This window comes from Streptomyces sp. NBC_00459 (assembly GCF_036013955.1).
Lineage (GTDB): Bacteria > Actinomycetota > Actinomycetes > Streptomycetales > Streptomycetaceae > Streptomyces.
This window is the reverse complement of the sequence record NZ_CP107903.1, coordinates 6,985,617-7,006,099: the sequence shown is the minus strand read 5'-3', so window position 1 is coordinate 7,006,099 and position 20,483 is coordinate 6,985,617. Positions and strand designations below refer to the sequence as shown.

14 protein-coding genes are annotated in these 20,483 nt (G+C 70.8%); 4 read left to right on the top strand and 10 right to left on the bottom strand.

All coding sequences use genetic code 11. From position 1 onward, the window contains the following. On the bottom strand, window positions 1-927 hold the full coding sequence (locus OHN74_RS31080; RefSeq protein ID WP_327697882.1) for a proline dehydrogenase family protein: 927 nt from the start codon (window positions 925-927) through the stop codon (window positions 1-3). Between the two features lie 141 nt (window positions 928-1,068). Between OHN74_RS31080 and OHN74_RS31075 the strand changes: the two genes are divergently transcribed. Continuing rightward, entirely contained in the window at window positions 1,069-2,265 is a 1,197-nt protein-coding gene (locus OHN74_RS31075) for a PucR family transcriptional regulator (protein ID WP_327697881.1), read from the top strand. Here the strand turns inward: OHN74_RS31075 and OHN74_RS31070 are convergent. Further along, entirely contained in the window at window positions 2,262-2,849 is a 588-nt protein-coding gene (locus tag OHN74_RS31070) for a TetR/AcrR family transcriptional regulator (RefSeq protein WP_327697880.1), read from the bottom strand. The two genes, OHN74_RS31075 and OHN74_RS31070, sit on opposite strands and share 4 nt — an antisense overlap. 96 nt (window positions 2,850-2,945) lie before the next feature. Here OHN74_RS31070 and OHN74_RS31065 point away from each other — a divergent pair, with 96 nt between their 5' ends. Continuing rightward, window positions 2,946-4,502: an MFS transporter gene (locus tag OHN74_RS31065; protein WP_327697879.1), complete on the top strand. Its 1,557-nt coding sequence runs from the start codon at window positions 2,946-2,948 to the stop codon at window positions 4,500-4,502. A gap of 157 nt (window positions 4,503-4,659) precedes the next feature. Here the strand turns inward: OHN74_RS31065 and serA are convergent, their stop codons facing one another. From serA to OHN74_RS31035, 6 genes are all read right to left on the bottom strand, one after another. Beyond that, complete coding sequence (serA, locus tag OHN74_RS31060) at window positions 4,660-6,249, bottom strand: phosphoglycerate dehydrogenase (RefSeq protein ID WP_327697878.1); 1,590 nt, start codon at window positions 6,247-6,249, stop codon at window positions 4,660-4,662. A gap of 252 nt (window positions 6,250-6,501) precedes the next feature. Continuing rightward, window positions 6,502-7,500 carry a ketol-acid reductoisomerase gene (gene ilvC, locus OHN74_RS31055; protein WP_327697877.1) on the bottom strand — a complete coding sequence of 333 codons (999 nt, stop codon included), beginning with the start codon at window positions 7,498-7,500 and terminating at the stop codon, window positions 6,502-6,504. Window positions 7,501-7,630: 130 nt separating this feature from the next. Further along, entirely contained in the window at window positions 7,631-8,158 is a 528-nt protein-coding gene (gene ilvN / locus OHN74_RS31050) for an acetolactate synthase small subunit (RefSeq protein ID WP_053739835.1), read from the bottom strand. A gap of 21 nt (window positions 8,159-8,179) precedes the next feature. Continuing rightward, window positions 8,180-10,027 carry an acetolactate synthase large subunit gene (locus tag OHN74_RS31045; RefSeq protein WP_327697876.1) on the bottom strand — a complete coding sequence of 616 codons (1,848 nt, stop codon included), beginning with the start codon at window positions 10,025-10,027 and terminating at the stop codon, window positions 8,180-8,182. A 255-nt stretch (window positions 10,028-10,282) separates the two neighbouring features. Then, window positions 10,283-13,303 (bottom strand): putative bifunctional diguanylate cyclase/phosphodiesterase, encoded by a 3,021-nt coding sequence (locus OHN74_RS31040; protein WP_327697875.1) that lies wholly within the window; start codon window positions 13,301-13,303, stop codon window positions 10,283-10,285. A 402-nt stretch (window positions 13,304-13,705) separates the two neighbouring features. Next, complete coding sequence (locus OHN74_RS31035; RefSeq protein ID WP_327697874.1) at window positions 13,706-14,656, bottom strand: 2-hydroxyacid dehydrogenase; 951 nt, start codon at window positions 14,654-14,656, stop codon at window positions 13,706-13,708. 76 nt (window positions 14,657-14,732) lie between these two features. Between OHN74_RS31035 and OHN74_RS31030 the strand changes: the two genes are divergently transcribed. Both OHN74_RS31030 and OHN74_RS31025 read left to right on the top strand, forming a co-directional pair. Beyond that, window positions 14,733-15,731, top strand: coding sequence for an aldo/keto reductase (locus OHN74_RS31030; protein WP_327697873.1), 999 nt, complete (start codon window positions 14,733-14,735; stop codon window positions 15,729-15,731). A 98-nt stretch (window positions 15,732-15,829) separates the two neighbouring features. Next, the gene (locus OHN74_RS31025) at window positions 15,830-17,005 is read left to right on the top strand and encodes a PQQ-dependent sugar dehydrogenase (protein WP_327697872.1); all 1,176 of its coding nucleotides are present in this window, start codon (window positions 15,830-15,832) and stop codon (window positions 17,003-17,005) included. On the opposite strand, the gene OHN74_RS31020 is transcribed toward OHN74_RS31025, so the two are convergent. Together OHN74_RS31020 and OHN74_RS31015 are read right to left on the bottom strand one after the other, a co-directional pair. Continuing rightward, window positions 16,993-17,250: a DUF6191 domain-containing protein gene (locus tag OHN74_RS31020; RefSeq protein ID WP_327697871.1), complete on the bottom strand. Its 258-nt coding sequence runs from the start codon at window positions 17,248-17,250 to the stop codon at window positions 16,993-16,995. The two genes, OHN74_RS31025 and OHN74_RS31020, sit on opposite strands and share 13 nt — an antisense overlap. Window positions 17,251-17,295: 45 nt before the next feature. Further along, complete coding sequence (locus OHN74_RS31015; RefSeq protein ID WP_327700344.1) at window positions 17,296-20,343, bottom strand: helix-turn-helix transcriptional regulator; 3,048 nt, start codon at window positions 20,341-20,343, stop codon at window positions 17,296-17,298. Between the last annotated feature and the right edge of the window lie 140 nt (window positions 20,344-20,483).

The following is a 20,483-nucleotide window of genomic DNA, read 5'->3' as shown; positions in this document are numbered from 1 at the left end:
TCAGCCCTTGGTGAGGATCGAACGTCCGAAGAAGAGGAGGTTGGCGGGGCGTTCTGCCAGCCTCCGCATGAAGTACCCGTACCAGTCCGTCCCGTAGGCGGTGTAGACACGCATCCGGTGTCCCTCCGCGGCGAGCCGCAGATGCTCGTCGCTCCTGATCCCGTACAGCATCTGGAACTCGTACTCGTCGGGCTTGCGGCTCGCGCGCCGGGCGAGTTCCTGGGCGATGGAGATGAGGCGCGGGTCGTGGGACCCGATCATCGGGTACCCCTCGCCGTCCATCAGGATCTTCAGGATGCGGACGTACGCCTTGTCGATCTCGGACTTCTGCTGGTGGGCGACCTCGGTGGGCTCCTTGTACGCGCCCTTGACCAGCCGTACGCGGCTGCCGCTGTCGGCGAGGCGGCGGGCGTCGGTCTCGGTGCGGTACAGATAGGCCTGGATGACGCAGCCGGTCTGCGGGAAGTCCTTCCGGAGTTCCTCGTGGATCGCGAACATCGAGTCCAGGGTGGTGTGGTCCTCCGCGTCGAGCGTGACCGTCGTACCGATCGCGGCGGCGGCCTCGACGACGGGCCGGATGTTGGCGAGGGCGAGCTCGTGCCCGCCCACCAGCGCCTGTCCGAACAGCGACAGCTTGACGGACATCTCGGCGCGGGTGCCGAGCTCCAGTTCGCCGAGCCGCTCGACCAGTTCCAGATAGGCGTCCCGGGCGGCGGCGGCCTGCTCGGGGGTGGTGATGTCCTCGCCGACCACGTCCAGGGTGACTTCCAGCCCCCGGTCGGTGAGGTCCTGGACGATCGGTACGACGTCGTCGACCGTCTCGCCGGGGATGAAGCGGTCGACGACCGGCCTGGTGACCGGGGCGGCCGAGATCAGTCGGCGCATCCGGTCGCTGCGCGAGGCGGCGAGAATCACGGGACCCAGCACGGGGCACCTCCACTGAAGGCCGGTAGACGGAGAACCGGAGAACCACCGTGAAACCTAGAGATCCCTCCGATCGTGGGCCATCGACAGCTGTCACGCATCCGTGCCCCAGATCTCATACAGATGTCTGAAGGTGCCGCCGGAATGCGCGAGAATGCCCGCATGAGCCAGGCGAGCGGCGACCATCACGGCGACTACCAGGAACTGGTGGACGACATCTCGGAGCTCCTCGGCGCCCCCGCGACGCTGGAGAACCGCGACTTCGAACTGCTCGTCTTCGGCGCCTACGACAGCGAGGGCGAGCTGGACGCGTCGGCACTGGACCCGGTGCGGGCGCGCTCGATCCTCACCCGACGCTCGACACCGACCGTCCGCTCGTGGTTCGAGGGCTTCGGCATCACACGCGCGACCGGCCCGGTCCGTATCCCGCCCACCCCGGAGGCGGGGGTGTACCGGGGGCGGATCTGTCTCCCCGTACGCCATCGGGGTGTCGTTCTCGGCTATGTCTGGCTGCTCGACGACGATCCGGGCCCCTCGGCGGAGCAGCTGACGGCGGCCATGGAGGTGGCGGACCGGATCGGCTCGCTGCTGGCGGACGAGGCGCAGGCCGGGGCCGATCTGACCCGCGAGTTCCGGACGGTGCTGACCGCCGAGCGCGGCTGGCAGCGGGACATGGCGGTGGCGGCGCTGCGTACGGCCCTGGGGGCGCGCGGCGAGGGCCCGCACGCGGTGGTGTGCGTGGCGCCCTGGCCGTCCGCGGATCCGGAAGACGCCCCCTCGGCCCGTACGGTGCCGCACGCGACGGCGGTGTGCACGGTGCCGTGGGGCACGGCGGCGCAGAGCCTGGCGCTGCTGATCAGGCTGCGCGCGACGGACGTACCCGCCCCGGCGCTCACGGCGGCGGCCCGGCTGCTGAAGGAGACGGAGGGCGCGGTCGCGGCCGGCGTCGGCGCACCGCGCACCGGCCTCGCCGCTCTGGCCACCGCCTGGCAGGAGGCCTCGGCGTCGGCCCGCGCGGCCCTGGCGGAACCACGTCTCGGCCCGGTCGCGGAGTGGGGCGCGATCGGCCCGTACCGTCTCCTCACCGCGCTGCCCCCGGACACGGCTCAGGACCCCGCCGTACGCACCCTGCTCTCCCCCGCCCACCAGGAACTGGCCCGCACCGCCGAGGTCTACCTCGACCGGGCGGGCCAGGCGGGCCGCACGGCGGCCGAGCTGGGCATCCACCGCCAGACGCTGTACTACCGCCTGTCCCGGGTGGAGCAGCTGACGGGCCTGGACCTGGACGACGGCGAGGACCGCCTGCTGCTGCACATGGCGCTGAAGGGGGCGCGGCTCTAGGAGTCGGCCGCGGATGCCCCGATGACCCGGCGGAACCCTTCGGTGAGCTGTTCCGCGGTCGGAGCCGTCGTCGGGTCGAAGACGTACTGGCAGATGAGTCCGGTCATCAGGGTGTTGTAGAACTGGCCGACGGAGTCGACGTCGTCCTCCGACACGTCCTCCTCCTTGCCCCCGAGGAACAGCGGGATGATGCCACGCCCCGCCTCGCGCTGGGCCTGCGCCAAGTGGTCGCGGACGGTGGGCAGTTGGTCTCCCATGGCCACGATCTCCACGCTCAGGCGCCACAGCGAACCCGGCTGCCGCATGGTGGCGATGATGTTCGACCAGACCTCCTGGAACCGGTCGAGCGAGCCGGGTCCGGTGCCGCCAGCCGTCTCCACGGCGGGGGCGAAGTCGTCGGAGAGCCCCTCCACCAGCGAGACGTACGCCTCGGCGAGGAGCTTGTCCTTCGAGCCGTAGTGGTAGCCGATCGACGCCAGGTTGGTCCCCGACTCCCTGACGATGTCGCGCGCGGTCGTGCGCACGAAGCCCTTCTCCAGCAGGCAGCGCCTGGCGCCTTCGAGCAGATCCTCGCGGTGTCCCATGCGACCACCCTACCCGCGATCCATACGGTCGTCCTAGACAAACGAATTACACGACCGTTCTAGACAGCCGTTTAATACGGCCGTATATTCCCTGCCATGACGAACCCGACGAGCACGACGAGCACGACCGCTTCCCCCGGCCCTCGTGCCGGCCGCCGCGAATGGACCGCGCTGGGCGTGCTGATGCTGCCTCTGCTGCTGGTCTCGATGGATGTCTCCGTTCTCTACTTCGCCGTTCCCGCGATCAGCGCGGACCTGGAGCCGACCGGCACCCAGCAGCTGTGGATCTTCGACATCTACGCCTTCGTCCTGGCCGGCCTGCTGATGACGATGGGCTCGCTCGGCGACCGCATCGGCCGCCGCCGGCTCCTCCTCATCGGCGCCGCCGCCTTCGGCGCGGGCTCGCTGCTCGCCGCCTACGCGAACAGCGCCGAGACCCTGATCGCAGCCCGCGCGGTCCTCGGCATCGGCGGCGCGACCCTGATGCCGTCGACGATGGCCCTGGTCCGCACGATGTTCCGCGACCCCGGCCAGCGCGCCAGGGCGATCGGCATGTGGTCCGGCGTCATGACCGGCGGCATCGCCCTCGGCTCGGTGATGAGCGGACTGCTGGTCGAGTACTTCTGGTGGGGCTCGGTCTTCCTGGTCAACCTGCCCGCGATGGCGCTGCTGCTGGTCCTGGGCCCGATCCTGCTCCCCGAGTCGAAGAACCCGGACCCGGGCCGCTTCGACCTCCTCAGCGTCCCCCTGTCGATGGCCGCCGTCCTCCCCGTGATCTACGGCCTCAAGGAGATCCCGTCCGAGGGCTGGCACACGCAGTACGTCCTCTCGGTCACCGTCGGCCTGTTCTTCGCCTACCTCTTCGTCCAGCGCCAGCGCACGTCGGCCTCGCCCCTCATCTCCCCCGCGCTGTTCCGGGGCCGCGGCTTCGGTCCGGCCGTCACCCTGAACCTGCTCTCCGCGTTCGCGATGATGGGCTCGGCGTACTTCACCACGCAGTACCTCCAGTCGGTGCTCGGCAAGAGCTCCATCGAGGCCGCGCTGTGGGGCCTGCTGCCGACGGTCCTGGTCGGCATCGCGGCCCCCGTCGCCGCCGCCCTCGTCCAGCGGGGCGTGCAGCGCGCCCATGTCGTCGCCGGCGGCTTCGTCACGGCGGCGGGCGGATACGGGCTGCTGGCCCTGGTCGGCACGGACTCGCTGTGGCTGGTGCTGGCCGGCGCGGGCGTCCTCGCGGCCGGCATCGTCACCGTGATGTCCCAGATGATGGACCTGGGCCTGAGCACCGCCCCCCTCGACAAGGCGGGCACCGCCGCGTCCCTGCTGGAGACGGGCGCGGAGTTCGGCGGCGCGCTGGGCATGGCGGTGCTGGGCTCGATCGGTACGGCGGTCTACCGCCACGACATCCCGGCCTCGGCACCCGCCGCGGCCCAGGAAACCCTCGGCGGCGCACTGGCAGTGGCCCAGCAGCTCCCGGCGCGCACGGGAGACGCGCTGGTCACAGCGGCCAGGGAGGCGTACGCCCATGGAATGCAGGCCGCTGCGATCGCCGGGGTGGTGCTCCTGCTGGGGGCGGCGGTGCTGGCGGCGCGGGCGCTGCGCGGGGTGACCGTGCGGGAGACGGTTGTTGAGAAGACGGAGGAGGCTGTCGTCTAGGGAAACGGGAAACGCGGGCCTCCTGAGGAAACCCTCAGGAGGCCCGCGTTCGCATCCAAGCACCGCTCAGGCCATCCAGCCCGTCCGGCGATTGAGGACGAGGCCGTTCAGGCCGAAGCGGGGGCCCGGGGGCGGCAGCCCCCGGACGACGGTCACCTCAGACCAGGTTGACCGATCGAGCCGACGTCGCCCCGATCTCCTCGGCCACTTCCGCCAATACGCCGGGGGCAACCGTGTCGTCGACGGTCAGGACGGCCAGCGCCTCGCCGCCCGCCACCGACCGGGACACCTGCATCCCGGCGATGTTGATCCCGGCCTCGCCGAAGATCCGGCCGACCGTGCCGACGACACCCGGCCGGTCCGCGTACCGGTACACGACCATGTGGTCGGCGAGCGCGAGGTCGACGTCGTACTCGCCGACCGCGACGATCTTCTGGTGGTGCTTGGGACCGGCCAGCGTGCCGGAGACCGACACCTCCTCGCCGCTGCTGAGCGTGCCGCGCACGGTCACGACGTTGCGGTGGTCGGCCGACTCCGAGCTGGTCGTCAGCCGTACCTCGACGCCACGCTCCTGGGCGAACAGCGGGGCGTTGACGTACGACACGGTCTCGTCGACGACGTCCTCGAACACGCCCTTGAGAGCGGAGAGTTCGAGCACCTTCACATCGTGCTGGGTGATCTCGCCGTACACCTCGACGTCGAGACGGACCGCGACCTCGCCCGCGAGCGCGGTGAAGATACGGCCGAGCTTCTCGGCGAGCGGCAGACCCGGCTTGACGTCCTCGGCGATGACGCCGCCCTGGACGTTCACCGCGTCCGGGACCAGCTCACCGGCGAGCGCGAGACGCACCGAGCGGGCGACGGAGATACCGGCCTTCTCCTGCGCCTCGTCCGTGGAAGCGCCGAGGTGCGGGGTGCAGACGACCTCGTCCAGCTCGAACAGCGGGGAGTCCGTGCAGGGCTCCTTCGCGTACACGTCGAGACCGGCGCCGGCGACGCGGCCCTCCTTGAGCGCCGAGTACAGCGCCTCCTCGTCGACGATCCCGCCACGCGCGGCGTTCACGATTCGGACGCTCGGCTTGACCTTGTGCAGCGCCTCGTCACCGATGAGACCGACGGTCTCGGGGGTCTTCGGCAGGTGCACGGTGATGAAGTCGGAGACCTCGAGGAGCTCGTCCAGCGACAGGATCTTGACGCCCATCTGGGCGGCCCGCGCGGGCTGGATGTAGGGGTCGTAGGCGACGACCTTCATGCCGAACGCGGACATGCGCTGCGCGACGAGCGCGCCGATGCGCCCGAGGCCCACGACACCGAGGGTCTTCTCGGCCAGCTCGACGCCCGTGTACTTGCTGCGCTTCCACTCGCCGTTCTTGAGCGCGGTGTTGGCCTGCGGGATGTGGCGTGCGGTCGCCAGCAGCAGACCGCAGGCCAGCTCGGCGGCGGTGACGATGTTCGAGGTGGGGGCGTTGACGACCATCACGCCGGCCTTGGTGGCGGCGGAGACGTCCACGTTGTCCAGGCCGACGCCGGCTCGTGCGACGACCTTCAGCTTGCGGGCGGCGGCGACCGCCTCGGCGTCGACCTTGGTGGCCGAGCGGATCAGGATCGCGTCGACGTCGGCGATGGCGGGGAGCAGTTCGGCTCGGTCCGCTCCGTTGCAGTGCCGGATCTCGAAGTCCGGGCCGAGCGCGTCGACGGTCGCGGGCGACAGCTCTTCAGCGATGAGTACGACAGGTTTCGAGCTCACGTGAGGTCCTCACTCAGTCCTATGCGGACGGCCGTCCCGACGGCCGCAGGCGGTGGAGGTGCTACCGCGTTGGAGACGCACGACGCTGTGGGCCTGACGCGTTGGTAGTACGGCAGTGTAGTGGCGCGGCGAAGGGCGGCTCCCGCCCCTGCGGAAGGATCACTCATCCGTGGCCGGTCAGCGCGGACAAGGCCTTACCCGGGGTTCGGCAATGGGGCCGCAGCATCCGCCGCGGCCCCATCCCCCGAAGACCTACGCCTCGTCGTCGACCCAGGACATGAGCTTGCGCAGCTCCTTGCCCGTGGTCTCCAGGAGGCTCTTCTCGTCCTGGGACTTGTACTCGTTGTACTTCTTCAGACCGCCGTGGTACTCGGCCATCCACTCACGCGCGAAGGTGCCGTCCTGGATCTCGGCGAGGACCTTCTTCATCTCGGCCTTGGTGGCGTCCGTGATGATGCGGGGACCGGTGACGTAGTCGCCCCACTCGGCGGTCTCGGAGACGCTCCAGCGCATCTTCTCCAGGCCGCCCTCGTACATGAGGTCGACGATCAGCTTCAGCTCGTGCAGGCACTCGAAGTACGCGATCTCCGGCTGGTAGCCGGCCTCGGTCAGCGTCTCGAAACCGGCCTTGACCAGCGCGGCCGTGCCACCGCAGAGAACGGCCTGCTCACCGAACAGGTCGGTCTCGGTCTCCTCGGTGAACGTGGTCTTGATGACGCCGGCGCGGGTGCCGCCGATGCCCTTGGCGTACGACAGGGCCAGCGCGAAGGCGTTGCCGGTCGCGTCCTGCTCGACGGCCGCGATACACGGAACGCCGCGGCCCTCCTCGTACTGGCGACGGACGAGGTGGCCCGGACCCTTGGGGGCGACCATGCAGACGTCGATGCCGGCCGGGGGCTTGATGAAGTCGAAGCGGATGTTCAGGCCGTGGCCGAAGAACAGCGCGTCGCCCTGGTTGAGGTTGTCCTTGATGGACTCCTCGTAGACCTGGGCCTGGATCGGGTCCGGGACGAGGATCATGATGACGTCGGCCTCGGCGGCGGCCTCGGCGGGGGTCACCACGCGCAGGCCCTGCTCCTCGGCCTTCGCCTTGGACTTGGAGCCCTCGTGCAGACCGACGCGGACGTCGACACCAGAGTCACGGAGCGACAGCGCGTGGGCGTGGCCCTGGCTGCCGTAACCGATGACCGCGACCTTGCGGCCCTGGATGATGGACAGGTCGGCGTCGGCGTCGTAGAACAGCTCGGCCACTTTGGGTTCTCTCCTTGGGTGCAGGTGTTGCGTCCCACCGTATGACGGCGGGCGGAAGTGAGGTTCGGGGGTCTCGGTATACGGGCGGCCGGTATCACCCGACCGCCCGAATCCGCCGGGCTCGACGCTGTTACGCCGACCGGTCGAGGGCGCGCAGCGACCGGTCCGTGATCGAGCGCGCGCCGCGGCCGATCGCGATGGTGCCGGACTGCACCAGTTCCTTGATGCCGTACGGCTCCAGCATCTTGAGCATCGCGGACAGCTTGTCGCTGCTGCCGGTGGCCTCGATGGTGACGGCCTCCGGGGAGACGTCGACCGTCTTGGCGCGGAACAGCTGGACGATCTCGACGATCTGGGAACGCGTCTCGTTGTCCGCGCGCACCTTCACCAGAACGAGTTCACGCTGAACGGCCGAGCCGGATTCCAGTTCGACGATCTTCAGCACGTTGACGAGCTTGTTGAGCTGCTTGGTGACCTGTTCGAGGGGGAGCGCCTCGATCACGTTGACCACGATGGTGATGCGGGAGATCTCGGGGTGCTCGGTGACGCCGACGGCGAGCGAGTCGATGTTGAAGCCGCGCCGGGAGAACAGTGCGGTGATCCGGGCGAGGACACCTGGCTTGTTCTCGACGAGGACGGAGAGGGTGTGCTTGGACATGTCTCTTTACGTCTCTCTCGCTCAGTCGTCTTCGTTGTCGCCGAAGTCGGGGCGGACGTCCCGGGCGGCCATGATCTCGTCGTTCGAGGTGCCGGCGGCGACCATCGGCCACACCATGGCGTCCTCGTGGACGATGAAGTCGATCACGACGGGGCGGTCGTTGATCGAGTTCGCCTCCTCGATGACCTTGTCGAGGTCGTCGGGGGACTCGCAGCGGATCGCGTAGCAGCCCATCGCCTCGGACAGCTTGACGAAGTCGGGGACACGGGTGCCCCTGGCCGCCGGATTGACGTCGTCCGGCCCGGAGTGCAGCACGGTGTTGGAGTAGCGCTGGTTGTAGAACAGGGTCTGCCACTGGCGGACCATCCCGAGGGCGCCGTTGTTGATGATGGCGACCTTGATCGGGATGTTGTTGAGCGCGCAGGTGGTGAGTTCCTGGTTGGTCATCTGGAAGCAGCCGTCGCCGTCGATCGCCCAGACCGTACGGTCCGGGGCGCCGGCCTTGGCACCCATCGCGGCCGGGACCGCGTACCCCATCGTTCCGGCGCCGCCGGAGTTCAGCCAGGTCGCGGGCTTCTCGTACTGGATGTAGTGCGCGGCCCACATCTGGTGCTGGCCGACGCCCGCCGTGAAGATCGTGCCCTCGGGGGCGAGCTGTCCGATGCGCTCGATGACCTGCTGCGGGGAGAGCGAGCCGTTGTCGGGCTGCTCGTAACCCAGCGGGTAGGTCTCGCGCCAGCGGTTGAGGTCCTTCCACCAGGCGGTGTAGTCGCCGGCGTGGCCCTCGCTGTGCTCCTTCTGGACGGCCTGGACCAGGTCGGCGATGACCTCGCGGGCGTCCCCGACGATCGGGACGTCGGCGGCGCGGTTCTTGCCGATCTCCGCCGGGTCGATGTCGGCGTGGACGATCTTGGCGTGCGGGGCGAAGCTGGACAGCTTGCCGGTGACACGGTCGTCGAAGCGGGCTCCGAGGGCGACGATCAGGTCGGCCTTCTGCAGCGCGGTGACGGCGGTGACCGCACCGTGCATGCCCGGCATTCCCACGTGCAGCGGGTGGCTGTCGGGGAATGCGCCGAGCGCCATCAGGGTGGTGGTGACGGGCGCTCCGGTGAGTTCTGCGAGGACCTTCAGCTCGGCGGTGGCCTGGGCCTTGATGACACCGCCGCCGACGTAGAGGACCGGCCGCTTGGCGGCGGTGATCAGCTTGGCCGCCTCGCGGATCTGCTTGGCGTGCGGCTTGGTCACCGGACGGTAGCCGGGCAGGTCGGTGACCGGCGGCCACTGGAAGACGGTCTGGGCCTGGAGGATGTCCTTGGGGATGTCGACCAGGACCGGGCCCGGGCGGCCGGTGGAGGCGATGTGGAACGCCTCCGCGATCGCCCGGGGGATGTCCTCCGCCTTGGTGACCAGGAAGCTGTGCTTGGTGATCGGCATGGTGATGCCGACGATGTCCGCCTCCTGGAAGGCGTCCGTGCCGATCGCCTTGGACACGACCTGCCCGGTGATCGCCACGAGCGGCACCGAGTCCATGTGCGCGTCGGCGATCGGGGTCACCAGGTTGGTGGCGCCGGGGCCGCTGGTCGCCATGCAGACGCCGACCTTGCCGGTGGCCTGCGCGTAACCGGTGGCCGCGTGGCCGGCGCCCTGCTCGTGGCGGACCAGCACGTGGCGCACCCGCGTGGAGTCCATCATCGGGTCGTACGCCGGCAGGATGGTGCCCCCGGGAATGCCGAATACCGTCTCGGCCCCGACCTCCTCAAGCGAGCGGATGAGGGACTTCGCACCCGTGACGTGCTCGGGGGCGGACTGCTGTCCTCCGGAACGGGGCCGCGGCTGCGGGTGATGGGCCCCGGTGGCCTGCTCGGTCATCGGCATTCTCTTCTCGATGCTGAGGGTTTTTGCGAGGTTTGTGCGGTGTGCGTTGCGGTTGCGTCGCTGTTCGACCGATACCGGTGCAACAAAAAACCCCTCGTGCCGTGAGGCAAGCGAGGGGAGCGCGCCGGGTGCGGTCGCTGGGAGTTCCGGGTCCGTCCGAAACGTTCACCAGCGTCAGCCGACGCGCTTTCCAAGTACGAGAATTCGGGTGCGCATGGGGTCGACCCTCCCCCCGGCACACACCGACTGTCAAGTGGGTGGGACGGGAGTCTCATTATGTGAACGGAGGGCTGTTCCGCCTCCGAAAACAGCGGGCACACCTGTACTTGTGTACACCCCGCTGCCGCCGCCCGCGAACGCGGGCTCGGCCGGACCGTTCGGCACCGGATAGCGGCCTGTGGACAGGGCCCGGCGCAGCCGGTACTCGTCCAGCGGCCCGGAGAAGGCCATGCCCTGCCCGTGCGTGCAGCCCATCGCGCGCAGGGCGATCACCTGCTCCGGCAGATCCACGCCGTCGGCCACGGACGGGAGCCCGAGGTCGCCCGCGATTCTGAGCAGCCCGCTGGTGATCTTGTGCAGCCGCGTGGACTCGACGACGCCCTCGACCAGACCGCGGTCGAGTTTCAGCACGTCGACGGGGAGCCGCCGCAGTGCCGTGATCGGCGCGTAGCCGCTGCCGAAGCCGTCCAGCGCGATCCGTACGCCGAGGCATCTGAAGGCGTTCAGCCGGCGCTCCAGCTCGTCCAGGGAGATCCGGGGGTCGGTGTCCGCCAGTTCGATCTCCAGGGCGCCGGTGGGGAGCCCGTGGCGGGTCAGCAGGGTCTCGATCGACCCGAGGGGCAGCGAGCGGTCGAGGAGCCGCCGGGCGCTCATCCGGACGGCGACGGGTACGGCGAGCCCGGTCGCGGCGCGTTCGGCGGCCTGTTCGACGGCCTCCTCCAGCATCCAGCGGTCCAGCTCGGCCGTCTTGTCGCTGTCCTCGGTGACGCGCAGGAACTCGGCGGGCGTGAAGAGCACTCCCTGGGAGGAGCGCCAGCGCGCCTGGGCGGAGACCGAGGTGATCCGCCCGCTCTCCAGCTCCACCACGGGCTGGTGCAGCAGCGCGAACTCGCCGTCGTGCAGGGCGGCACGCAGACGCGTGGCCAGCTCCGCCTTCCGTACGACGTCCTGCTGCATCTGGGGGGCGTAGAGCTCGACGCGGCCCTTGCCGGAGGCCTTGGCCCGGTACATCGCCAGGTCGGCGTTGCGCAGCAGTTCGCCCGCGCCGAGGCCGGGCTCGGCGAAGGCGACGCCGATCGAGGCGTTGACCCGGACATCGTTGCCGTCGATGTCGTAGGGCTGCGAGAGGGTGAGTCGCAGCCTGTCGGCCAGTTCCCCTATGTGGCGTTCGCGCGCGGCACGGTCCCGGGTGCCGTCGCCGACGATCAGGGCGGCGAACTCGTCACCGCCGAGGCGGGAGGCGGTGTCCCCGTAGCGGACCGCGTCCTGGAGTCTGCGGGCGGCCTGGACGAGCAGTTCGTCCCCGGCCTGGTGGCCGATCGTGTCGTTGACGGCCTTGAAGCCGTCGAGGTCGATGAAGAGGACGGCCGTGCCGCGGTCGGTGGAGCGGCGGCCGGACAGGGCCTGCTGCACGCGCTGGGTGAACAGCGCGCGGTTGGGCAGGTCGGTGAGCGGGTCGTGTTCGGCGTTGTGCTGCAACTGGGCCTGGAGCCGCACCCGTTCGGTGACGTCCCGGCTGTTGAAGATGAGGCCGCCGTGGTGCCGGTTGACGGTGGACTCGACGTTCAGCCAGCCTCCCCCGCTCTCGGCCTCGCCCGAGCGGGAGGTGCCCCCGCCGCCGGCCTTGAAGCGGCACTCGATACGGGTGGTGGGTTCGTCGTCGGGGCTGGCGGCGAGGAAGCGGCGCACCTCGTGCACCACGCAGCCCAGGTCCTCCGGGTGGATGAGATGGGCCAGTTCGGTGCCGACGAGGTCCTCCGCGGACCGTCCGTAGACCCCGGCCGCGGCCGGGCTGACGTACCGCAGGATCCCGTTCGGAGCGGCGATCATGATGACGTCGCTGGAGCCCTGGACCAGGGAACGGAAGTGGTTCTCCTTCTGGGCCAGTTCCTGGGTGAGGGTGATGTTGTCGAGCAGCATGATGCCCTGCCGCACGACCAGCGCGAGGACGACGCCACCCGCGGTGATGAGCACCACGCGGTCGGGGCTGCGGCCGTTGAGAACGTTGTAGAGGACGCCCAGCGTGCACACGGCCGCGGCGAGATACGGCGTGAGCGCGGCAAGGGAACCGGTGATGGGCCGGGTGGCCGGATACCTGCTGTGTTCGCCTCCCGGTGCGGGCGGATGCCCCTGCCCGGTGGCGGGCGCCCGGCCCTGACGGGGTAGGGGCCGTTGTCCCTCGGGCCTGCCCGGGTGCTGCCGCCCGGGGCGGTGTTCGTGCACCACGCGCGTGTGCCCGTCGGACTCGCCCGGGCCGCCGCGCCCGGAGCCGACCCACGGGGCGTACGCCAGCAGCAGCGAGCCCGCGAACCAGCCCGCGTCGAGCAGCTGACCCGAGCGGTAGTTGTTGTGCATCAGGGGCGAGGTGAACAGAGCGTCGCAGCACACGGTCAGGGCGAGCGCGCCGATCGCGGTGTTCGCGGCGGACCGGTTCACGGTGAAGCGCCGGAAGTGCAGCGCGAGGACCATGCTGACGAGGGCGATGTCGAGCAGCGGGTAGGCCAGCGACAGCGCGGTGTGCGCGACGCTCGGCCCGTCGGCCTTCGCCGCCTGCGCCAGGGCGAGACTCCAGGACAGGGTGAGCAGCGAGCCGCCGATCAGCCAGGCGTCCAGGACCATGCAGACCCAGCCGGCCTTCGTCACCGGTCGCTTGGCGAGGACCAGGAGTCCCACGATGGCGGGCGGGGCGAAGCACAGGAAGAACATGTCCGCATAGCTGGGGCTGGGTACGTCCCGGTCGAGGACGACCTCGTACCAGCCCCAGACGAGGTTGCCCAGGGCGGCCATGGCGGACGACAGCGCGAACAGCAGCCAGGCGGGTCGAAAGCGGATCCGGCGGCGGGCGTAGAGGAAGCAGGAGACGGCCGCGGTGGCCGCCGCGATGCTCAGGCCGAAGTCGCCCATGATCAGGGCGAGTCGGGGGGAGCCCCAGCCGAGCGCGGAACCGACGGCGTATCCCGCGCACACCAGGGCCAGTACGAGCTGCGAGACCAGGTTCGTCCCGCCACCGAGGGCCGGTCGGCGGGTCAGCAGTGCCCCGGGGGAACTCACCGGACACCCCGGGCCCGAATCGCGACCGTGTCCCGTGCGTCCCGCCGCGCCGGGTGTGCTGCGGATGCCGGGGTCGCGGTGTGGGTGTGCCTCCGGCGACCGCTGTGCCGGCGGTGCTGATGATGGCTGCTGTGGCCGCGTCTGTGCGCGGTCGTGCGCCAGGGTCGCCGTCGGCGGCCCCGCCGCGTCGGATCGTTCGTCCATAGGCCGTGCATCGCCCGTCGCCCCCCTCACAGTCTGCAATGTCCATCCCCGGCGCCGAACGGTTCGCGGCGCAGCCCCTGTCGGGACGATACACCAGTCTCGTCACTCAGGGACATAGTTCCTCTACTCTCCGTGACGGCCGACGGCGACGGCGACACACCCCGCATACGAGGGAATGCGGAGGGTGCTCGAAGCGGACTACGCGTGCACCGCCCCCGTAGTAAGGATCACGTTCCGCAACGGCTCCTGGTTCATGAAACGACTCAACTGGTCCACCAGCAGTCTCTCGGCCCGGGGCCGGAACGCGGACGTCGGGCCGCCGACATGTGGGCTGATGAGCACGCCGGGCGCCTGCCACAAGGGGTGTCCCGGAGGCAGCGGCTCCGGATCGGTGACGTCGAGGGCTGCCGTGAGGCGCCCGGACTCCAGCTCGGCGAGGAGTGCCTTGGTGTCGACGACGGGCCCGCGGGCCACGTTCACGAGCAGTGCGCCGTCCTTCATGCGCGCCAGGAAATCAGCGTTCACCAGCCCTCTTGTCTGATCGGTGAGGGGTGTCGCGAGGATCACGATGTCGGCTTCGGGCAGCAGGGCGGGCAGTTCGGTGAGCGGATGCACCGGTCCGCGCGCCGTGGTGCGCTCAGAGCGCGCGACGCGCGCCACCCGCGCGAGCTCGAAGGGCGCGAGCCGGTCCTCGATGGCGGCGCCGATCGCCCCGTAGCCGACGATGAGGGCGGATTTGTCGGCGAGCGCCGGCCGGAACCCGCCCCGCCACTCCCCCTTGTCCTGCGCCCGCACGAAGTCCGGGATGCCGCGCAGCGAGGCCAGGATCAGGGCGAGGGTCAGCTCACCGGTACTCGCCTCGTGCACACCGCGCGCGTTGCACAGCTGCACGCCCGGGCGCAGATGCCTGAGCCCGGGCTGAACGTTGTCGACGCCCGCGGACAGCGTCTGCATCACCTGGACGCCGGTCATCTCCGGCAGCGGACGTACGCACACCTCCACGGACTTCATGTACGGCACGACGTAGAAAGCGCAGTCGGCCGGGTCCCCGGGGTAGTCGTGATCGCCGTTCCAGAAGAGGTAGTCGGGTCCTTCGGGCAGGCCCTCGATCTCCTCCGGCGGGATGGGGAGCCACACGTCAGCAGTCATGGTCACGAGCGTAGGCGAACCCCTGTGCGTACAGAGGTTAGGTTTGAGGGGCAGGGAGAGAGAGGTTCACGACCAGGTGGAGCGCAGGACGATCGGCGCGGCGGCGCTCGAAGTGGGGGCCGTCGGCCTCGGGTGCATGCCGATGACCTGGGCGTACAGCGCCTCCCGGCGGCATGGCGAGGAGTCGGTGCGGGCCGTGCACCGGGCCCTGGACGAGGGCTCGACGCTCCTGGACACCGCCGACATGTACGGACCGTTCACCAACGAGCTGCTGGTGGGACGGGCGTTGAGGGAACGGCGCCGGGACGCCTTCCTGTCGACGAAGGTCGGTCTGCTGGTGGGCGATCAGCACATCGTGGCCAACGGCCGCCCGGGATACGTGAAACGGGCGTGCGACGCCTCGCTGCGCCGCCTCCAGACGGACGTCATCGACCTGTACCAACTGCACCGCGCGGACCCGGAGGTACCCGTCGAGGAGACCTGGGGCGCGTTGGCGGAACTCGTACGGGCGGGAAAGGTGAGGGCGTTGGGGCTGTCCGCGATGGGCGCGCGGTCCGGGCGCCGGCCGGGGGCGCGGCTGCACGACGCGACGATCCGCCAGCTGGAGCGGGTGCAGCAGGTGTTTCCGGTCAGCGCGGTGCAGGCCGAGCTGTCGGTGTGGTCGAGGGAGGCGCTGGACACGCTGCTGCCGTGGTGCGCGGCGCGCGGGATCGGCTTCCTGGCGGCGATGCCCCTGGGCAACGGCTTCCTGACCGGGACGCTGACCCCGGGCGAGGGCTTCGAGCCGGAGGACATCCGCGCCCGCCACCCCCGCTTCACGGCCGACATGATGGCCGCGAACCAGCCGATCGTGGCGGGCCTGCGCCGGGTGGCGGCACGGATCGGCCCGGGGGTCACCCCGGCCCAGGTGGCGCTGGCGTGGGTACTCGCGCAGGGCCGGCACGTGGTGCCCGTACCCGGGGCGAAGCAGGAACGGTGGGTGGCCGAGAACGCGGGGGCGGCACGGCTGCGGCTGACGGCGGCGGATCTGGCCGAGGTGGCGGGACTGCCCAGGGCGCAGGGATCCTGGGACTGAGGCCGGAATCAGGCTGCCCGGAATCAGGCTGTGCGGATCGGGAACTCGCGAGGCGCGAGCGGTGTATCACAAGGAGAACCCGCCGCGTCGAAGGGACCATGATCGTGCAACGTAGAGCTGTGACGGCCGTACTGGCCGCGGCCACGCTCCTGCTCACGGCCGGCTGCTCCTCCGACGAGGGAGGAGGAAGCGGCTCGGGCGGCGACGGCGGTGCGTCGCCGGGACGTACGAGCCCGCAGTCGTCGTCCCCGGCGCAGGCGGCCGAGGAGGCCCCGCCGGCCAAGGGCTCGGTGAAGGTGGTGCGCACGGTCACCGAGGGCCTGAAGTCCCCCTGGGGCCTGGCCCCGCTGCCGGACGGCGATCTGCTGGTCTCCTCCCGTGACGAGGGCACGATCACCCGGATCGACACGGAGACGGGGAAGAAGACCGAGGTGGGCGAGGTGCCGGGCGTCTCGGCGGCCGGTGAGGGCGGTCTGCTGGGCCTCGCGCTGTCCCCTTCCTTCGCGTCGGACCACATGGTCTACGCGTACTTCACGACGGAGTCGGACAACCGCATCGCCCGCATGCTGTACGAGGAGGAGAAGCCGTCGGGCGAGCAGCTGGGCGCCCCGAACACGGTCTTCCGGGGCATCCCGAAGGGCTACATCCACAACGGCGGCCGGATCGCCTTCGGCCCGGACAGAATGCTGTACGCGGGCACGGGCGAGAGCGGCGACACCGGGCTGGCCCAGGACAAGGACTCCCTGGGCGGCAAGATCCTGCGCCTGACCCCGGAGGGCGAACCGGCCCCGGGCAACCCCTTCCCCGACTCCCCGGTGTACTCCTACGGCCACCGCAATGTGCAGGGCCTCGCCTGGGACTCGAAGCAGCGGCTGTTCGCCTCGGAGTTCGGCCAGGACACCTGGGACGAGCTGAACCAGATCAAGCCGGGCGACAACTACGGCTGGCCCGAGGCGGAGGGCGACAGCGACGACGACGCGTTCCACAACCCCGTCGCCCAGTGGCACACGGACGACGCGTCCCCCAGCGGCGTCGCCTACGCCGAGGGCTCGATATGGATGGCGGGGCTGAAGGGCCAGCGCCTTTGGCGCGTCCCTCTGAAGGGCACGGAGACCTCGGCCGACCCGCAGGCGTTCCTGGAGGGCGAGTACGGCAGGCTCCGTACGGTCGTGTCCGCGGGCGGCGACAAGTTGTGGCTGGTGACGAGCGAGACGGACGGCAGGGGGTCCCCGGAGGGCGGGGACGACCGGATTCTGGAGCTTCAGGTGACGTGAGGAGGATCAGTCCGTTCACGCTGATCAGTCCGTTCCGGCCGATCAGTCCGTTCTGGCTGATCGGCGCGGTCCGGCCGACCCGGTTGCTCGGACGGGCGCACGACGACCTTTCCGGACGCGAGGTCTATCGGGCCGCGTCCGGGGTCGCCGTCACCGACGTCCTCGCGGGTCAGCTCCAGGCGGTTCTGCTCGTCGCGGGTGTGCTTGCGTCCCGGTGCGAAGAGCTCCTCGAACATGTTGAACACGGGGCCTCCCGTGGGCCTGGGTCCCCTGCAGCGTAACTCTCGCCCTCACCCGACCGTCCTGGCGGAAACCGCCCCCGGTGGGAACAGCCCCAGCCGGTGGGCCAGCGCCGCCGCCTCTCCCCGGCCCGAGACGCCCAGTTTGGCCAGGATGTTGGAGACGTGGACGCTCGCCGTCTTCGGCGAGATGAAGAGTTCCTCGGCGATCTGGCGGTTGGTGCGGCCTGCGGAGACCAGACGCAGGACGTCCCGTTCGCGGCTGGTCAGGCCCAGGGACTCCACCGGGTCCGCCGTGGGGCGGGCCGGACCGGGAGTGCGGGTCGGGGTGAGGCGGGCGCGTTGGGCGAGGAGGGTGACGGCGTCGGCGAGCGGGCGGGCGCCCAGGTGGTCGGCGACGGTGGCGGACAGCCGGAGGAGTTCGGTCGCCCGGTCGCGGTCGTCGGGCTCGGCGCCGTCCGTCAGCAGGGCCTCGGCGAGGCGGTGGCGGACCCGGGCGAGGTCGTACGGGCGGTCCAGGGCCTCGAAGGCGGTGACGAGCCGCGACCAGGTGTCGGAGGTGGCGGTGCCGTCGGCGCGCTGGAGTTCGGCGCGGACCCACTGCTCGTGGGCGAGCCAGACGGGGGCGCCCGTGGTGAGCTTCTTGGCGGTGTCGCGGATGCGTTCGAGTATCTCGGCGCGGCCCGCCGCGACGGTGGGCAGGGCGCGGGCGTCGGCCTCCGCGGTGACGGCGGCGAGGAGCAAGGGCCAGCCGTAGCGGTGGGTGCCCGGCGGGAAGCCGGTGTCCAGGACATGGCCCAGTTCGGTGCGGGCGTCGAGGAGGCGGCCCTCGGCGGCGGCGACACCGATGGTGACCAGGGCGAGCAGCAGGTCGTGCTGGGGCATGGGGTCGTGGGTGCCGAAGTGCTCGTGCGCGGTGGCCAGTTGGCGCGTGGCCTCGGGCAGGTCGCCCCGGTCCAGGGCGAGCTGGGCCAGGCAGATGGCGCCGCCTCCCTGTGGCTTGGTGCTGTGGCCCCGGCGCAGCGCGTTGGTCGCGGCGTCGGCGGCGGCGTCCCAACGTCCGAGCGAGTACAGCGACTGGGAGAGGTTGCCCCACACCCAGGCCTCGGAGTCCAGCAGGCCGAACCTGCGGGTGTAGGCGATGCCCTCCTCCAGGATGGGGACGGAGTCCCGGGAACGGCCGACCGACTCGAGCCCACTGGGAAGATTGACATAGGCGCGTCCGGCGACGAAGAAGATGTTCTCCGCGACCGACTGTTCCTTGACCGCGCGCATCTCCGCGAACCCGGTCTCCGTGGCACCGGCGTCGATCAGGAGTCCGCCGTGGGTGAGACGGGCGTGCAGCTCGGTCTCGTGGGCGCCCACCATGCGGGCGTACTCGACCGCCTGTTCGGCGGCGGCGAGGGCGTCGGGGCCGGGCGAGTGCAGCATCGACCAGGCGGCGACATTGGCCAGGACCTCGGCGTGCACCTCCGAGGGCGGCAGACCGCGTACGAGTTCCTGGGCCGTGCCGAGTTCCTTCCAGCCGTCGCCTCGCGACTGGGCCTGGACCAGACGGGAACGCTGGCACCAGAACCAGGCGGCGCGCAGCGGGTCGCCGTCGTCCTCCAGGAGGTGCAGCGCCCGCTTGATGATCTTCAGTGCGCGTTCGCGCTCCCCGCACAGCCGGCCCGCGACGGCGGCCTCGGCCATGAGGTCGAGGTAGCGCAGGGCGGTGGGGGCCGAGTCGCAGCCGTAGGGCGGGTAGATCTCGGTGTAGTCGACAGGGCGGAGGGTCGCCCGTACGGCGTCGGGGGCGGCGTCCCAGAGCTCCATCGCCCGTTCCAGGAGCCGTAGTTGCTCGGAGTACGCGTACCGGCGGCGGGCGGTGACCGAGGCGTCCAGGACGGCGGGGAGGGCCTTGGCCGGGTCGTGGGCGTGGTACCAGTAGCTGGCCAGGCGCATGGCGCGTTGGTCTGCGGGGACGAGCGTCGGCTCGGCCTCCAGTGCCTCGGCGTAGCGGCGGTTGAGGCGGGAGCGTTCGCCGGGGAGCAGGTCGTCGGCGACGGCCTCGCGGACCAGGGAGTGGCGGAAGCGGTAGCCGTCGCCGGCCGGGGTGGCGAGCAGGAGGTTGGCGCCGACCGCAGCGCGCAGTGCCTCGATGAGGTCGTCCTCGGCGAGCCCGGCGACGGCGGCGAGCAGCCGGTACTCGACGGTGGAGCCGCCCTCCGCGACGATCCGGGCGACCCGCTGGGCGCTCTCGGGCAGGCTTTCGACGCGTACGAGGAGCAGGTCCCGGAGGGTGTCGGTGAGCCGGGTGCGGCAGCCCTCGTGGGCGGCGACGGCGAGTTCCTCGACGAAGAAGGCGTTGCCGTCGGAACGGTCGAAGATCTCGTCGACCTGGGCCGGTGCGGGTTCGGCGGCGAGGATACCGGCGATCTGTCGGCCCACTTCGGCGCGGTTGAAGCGGCTCAGCTCGATGCGGCGGACGGTGCGCAGCCGGTCCAGTTCGGCGAGGAGGGGGCGCAGGGGGTGGCGGCGGTGGATGTCGTCGGCGCGGTAGGTGGCGAGGACGACGAGGCGGCCGGTGCGCAGGGTGCGGAAGAGGTAGGCGAGGAGGTGGCGGGTGGAGGCGTCGGCCCAGTGGAGGTCTTCGAGGGCGACGACGACTGTGCGGTCGGCGGCGACGCGTTCCAGGAGGCGCGCGGTGAGTTCGAAGAGGCGGGCCATGCCCTCCTCGTCGTGCCGTCCGGCGCCGGTCTCGCCCAACTCGGGCAGCAGCCTGGCCAGTTCCTCCTCCTGCCCGGCAGCGGCGGCGGCCAACTCGTCGGGCAGCGCGCGGAGCAGGGCGCGCAGGGCTGTGGAGAAGGGAGCGAAGGGCAGCCCGTCGGCGCCGATCTCGACGCAGCCGCCGAGTGCGACGACAGCGCCCCGGCCGGAGGCCGCCTCGGCGAACTCCTCGACCAGTCGTGTCTTGCCGACCCCTGCTTCCCCACCGAGCAGCAACGCCTGCGGCTCACCGGTGGCGGCGCGGGCGAGCGCGTCGTGCAACACCCCCAACTCATCGGCGCGACCGACGAACACCGGACAGACGGACCTGGTCTCCACGGGCCAGAGCATCGCACAGGGCTCTGACATCGCGGGACTGGTTATCGGGCCGATGACCGGGCCGACGGACGACGTGCGGGACGGGCCGGTCACCGTGACGGCGACCGGCCCGTGGTGGGTCGTGGGGCGGACGGCCTCGGCGTGCGCGGGGA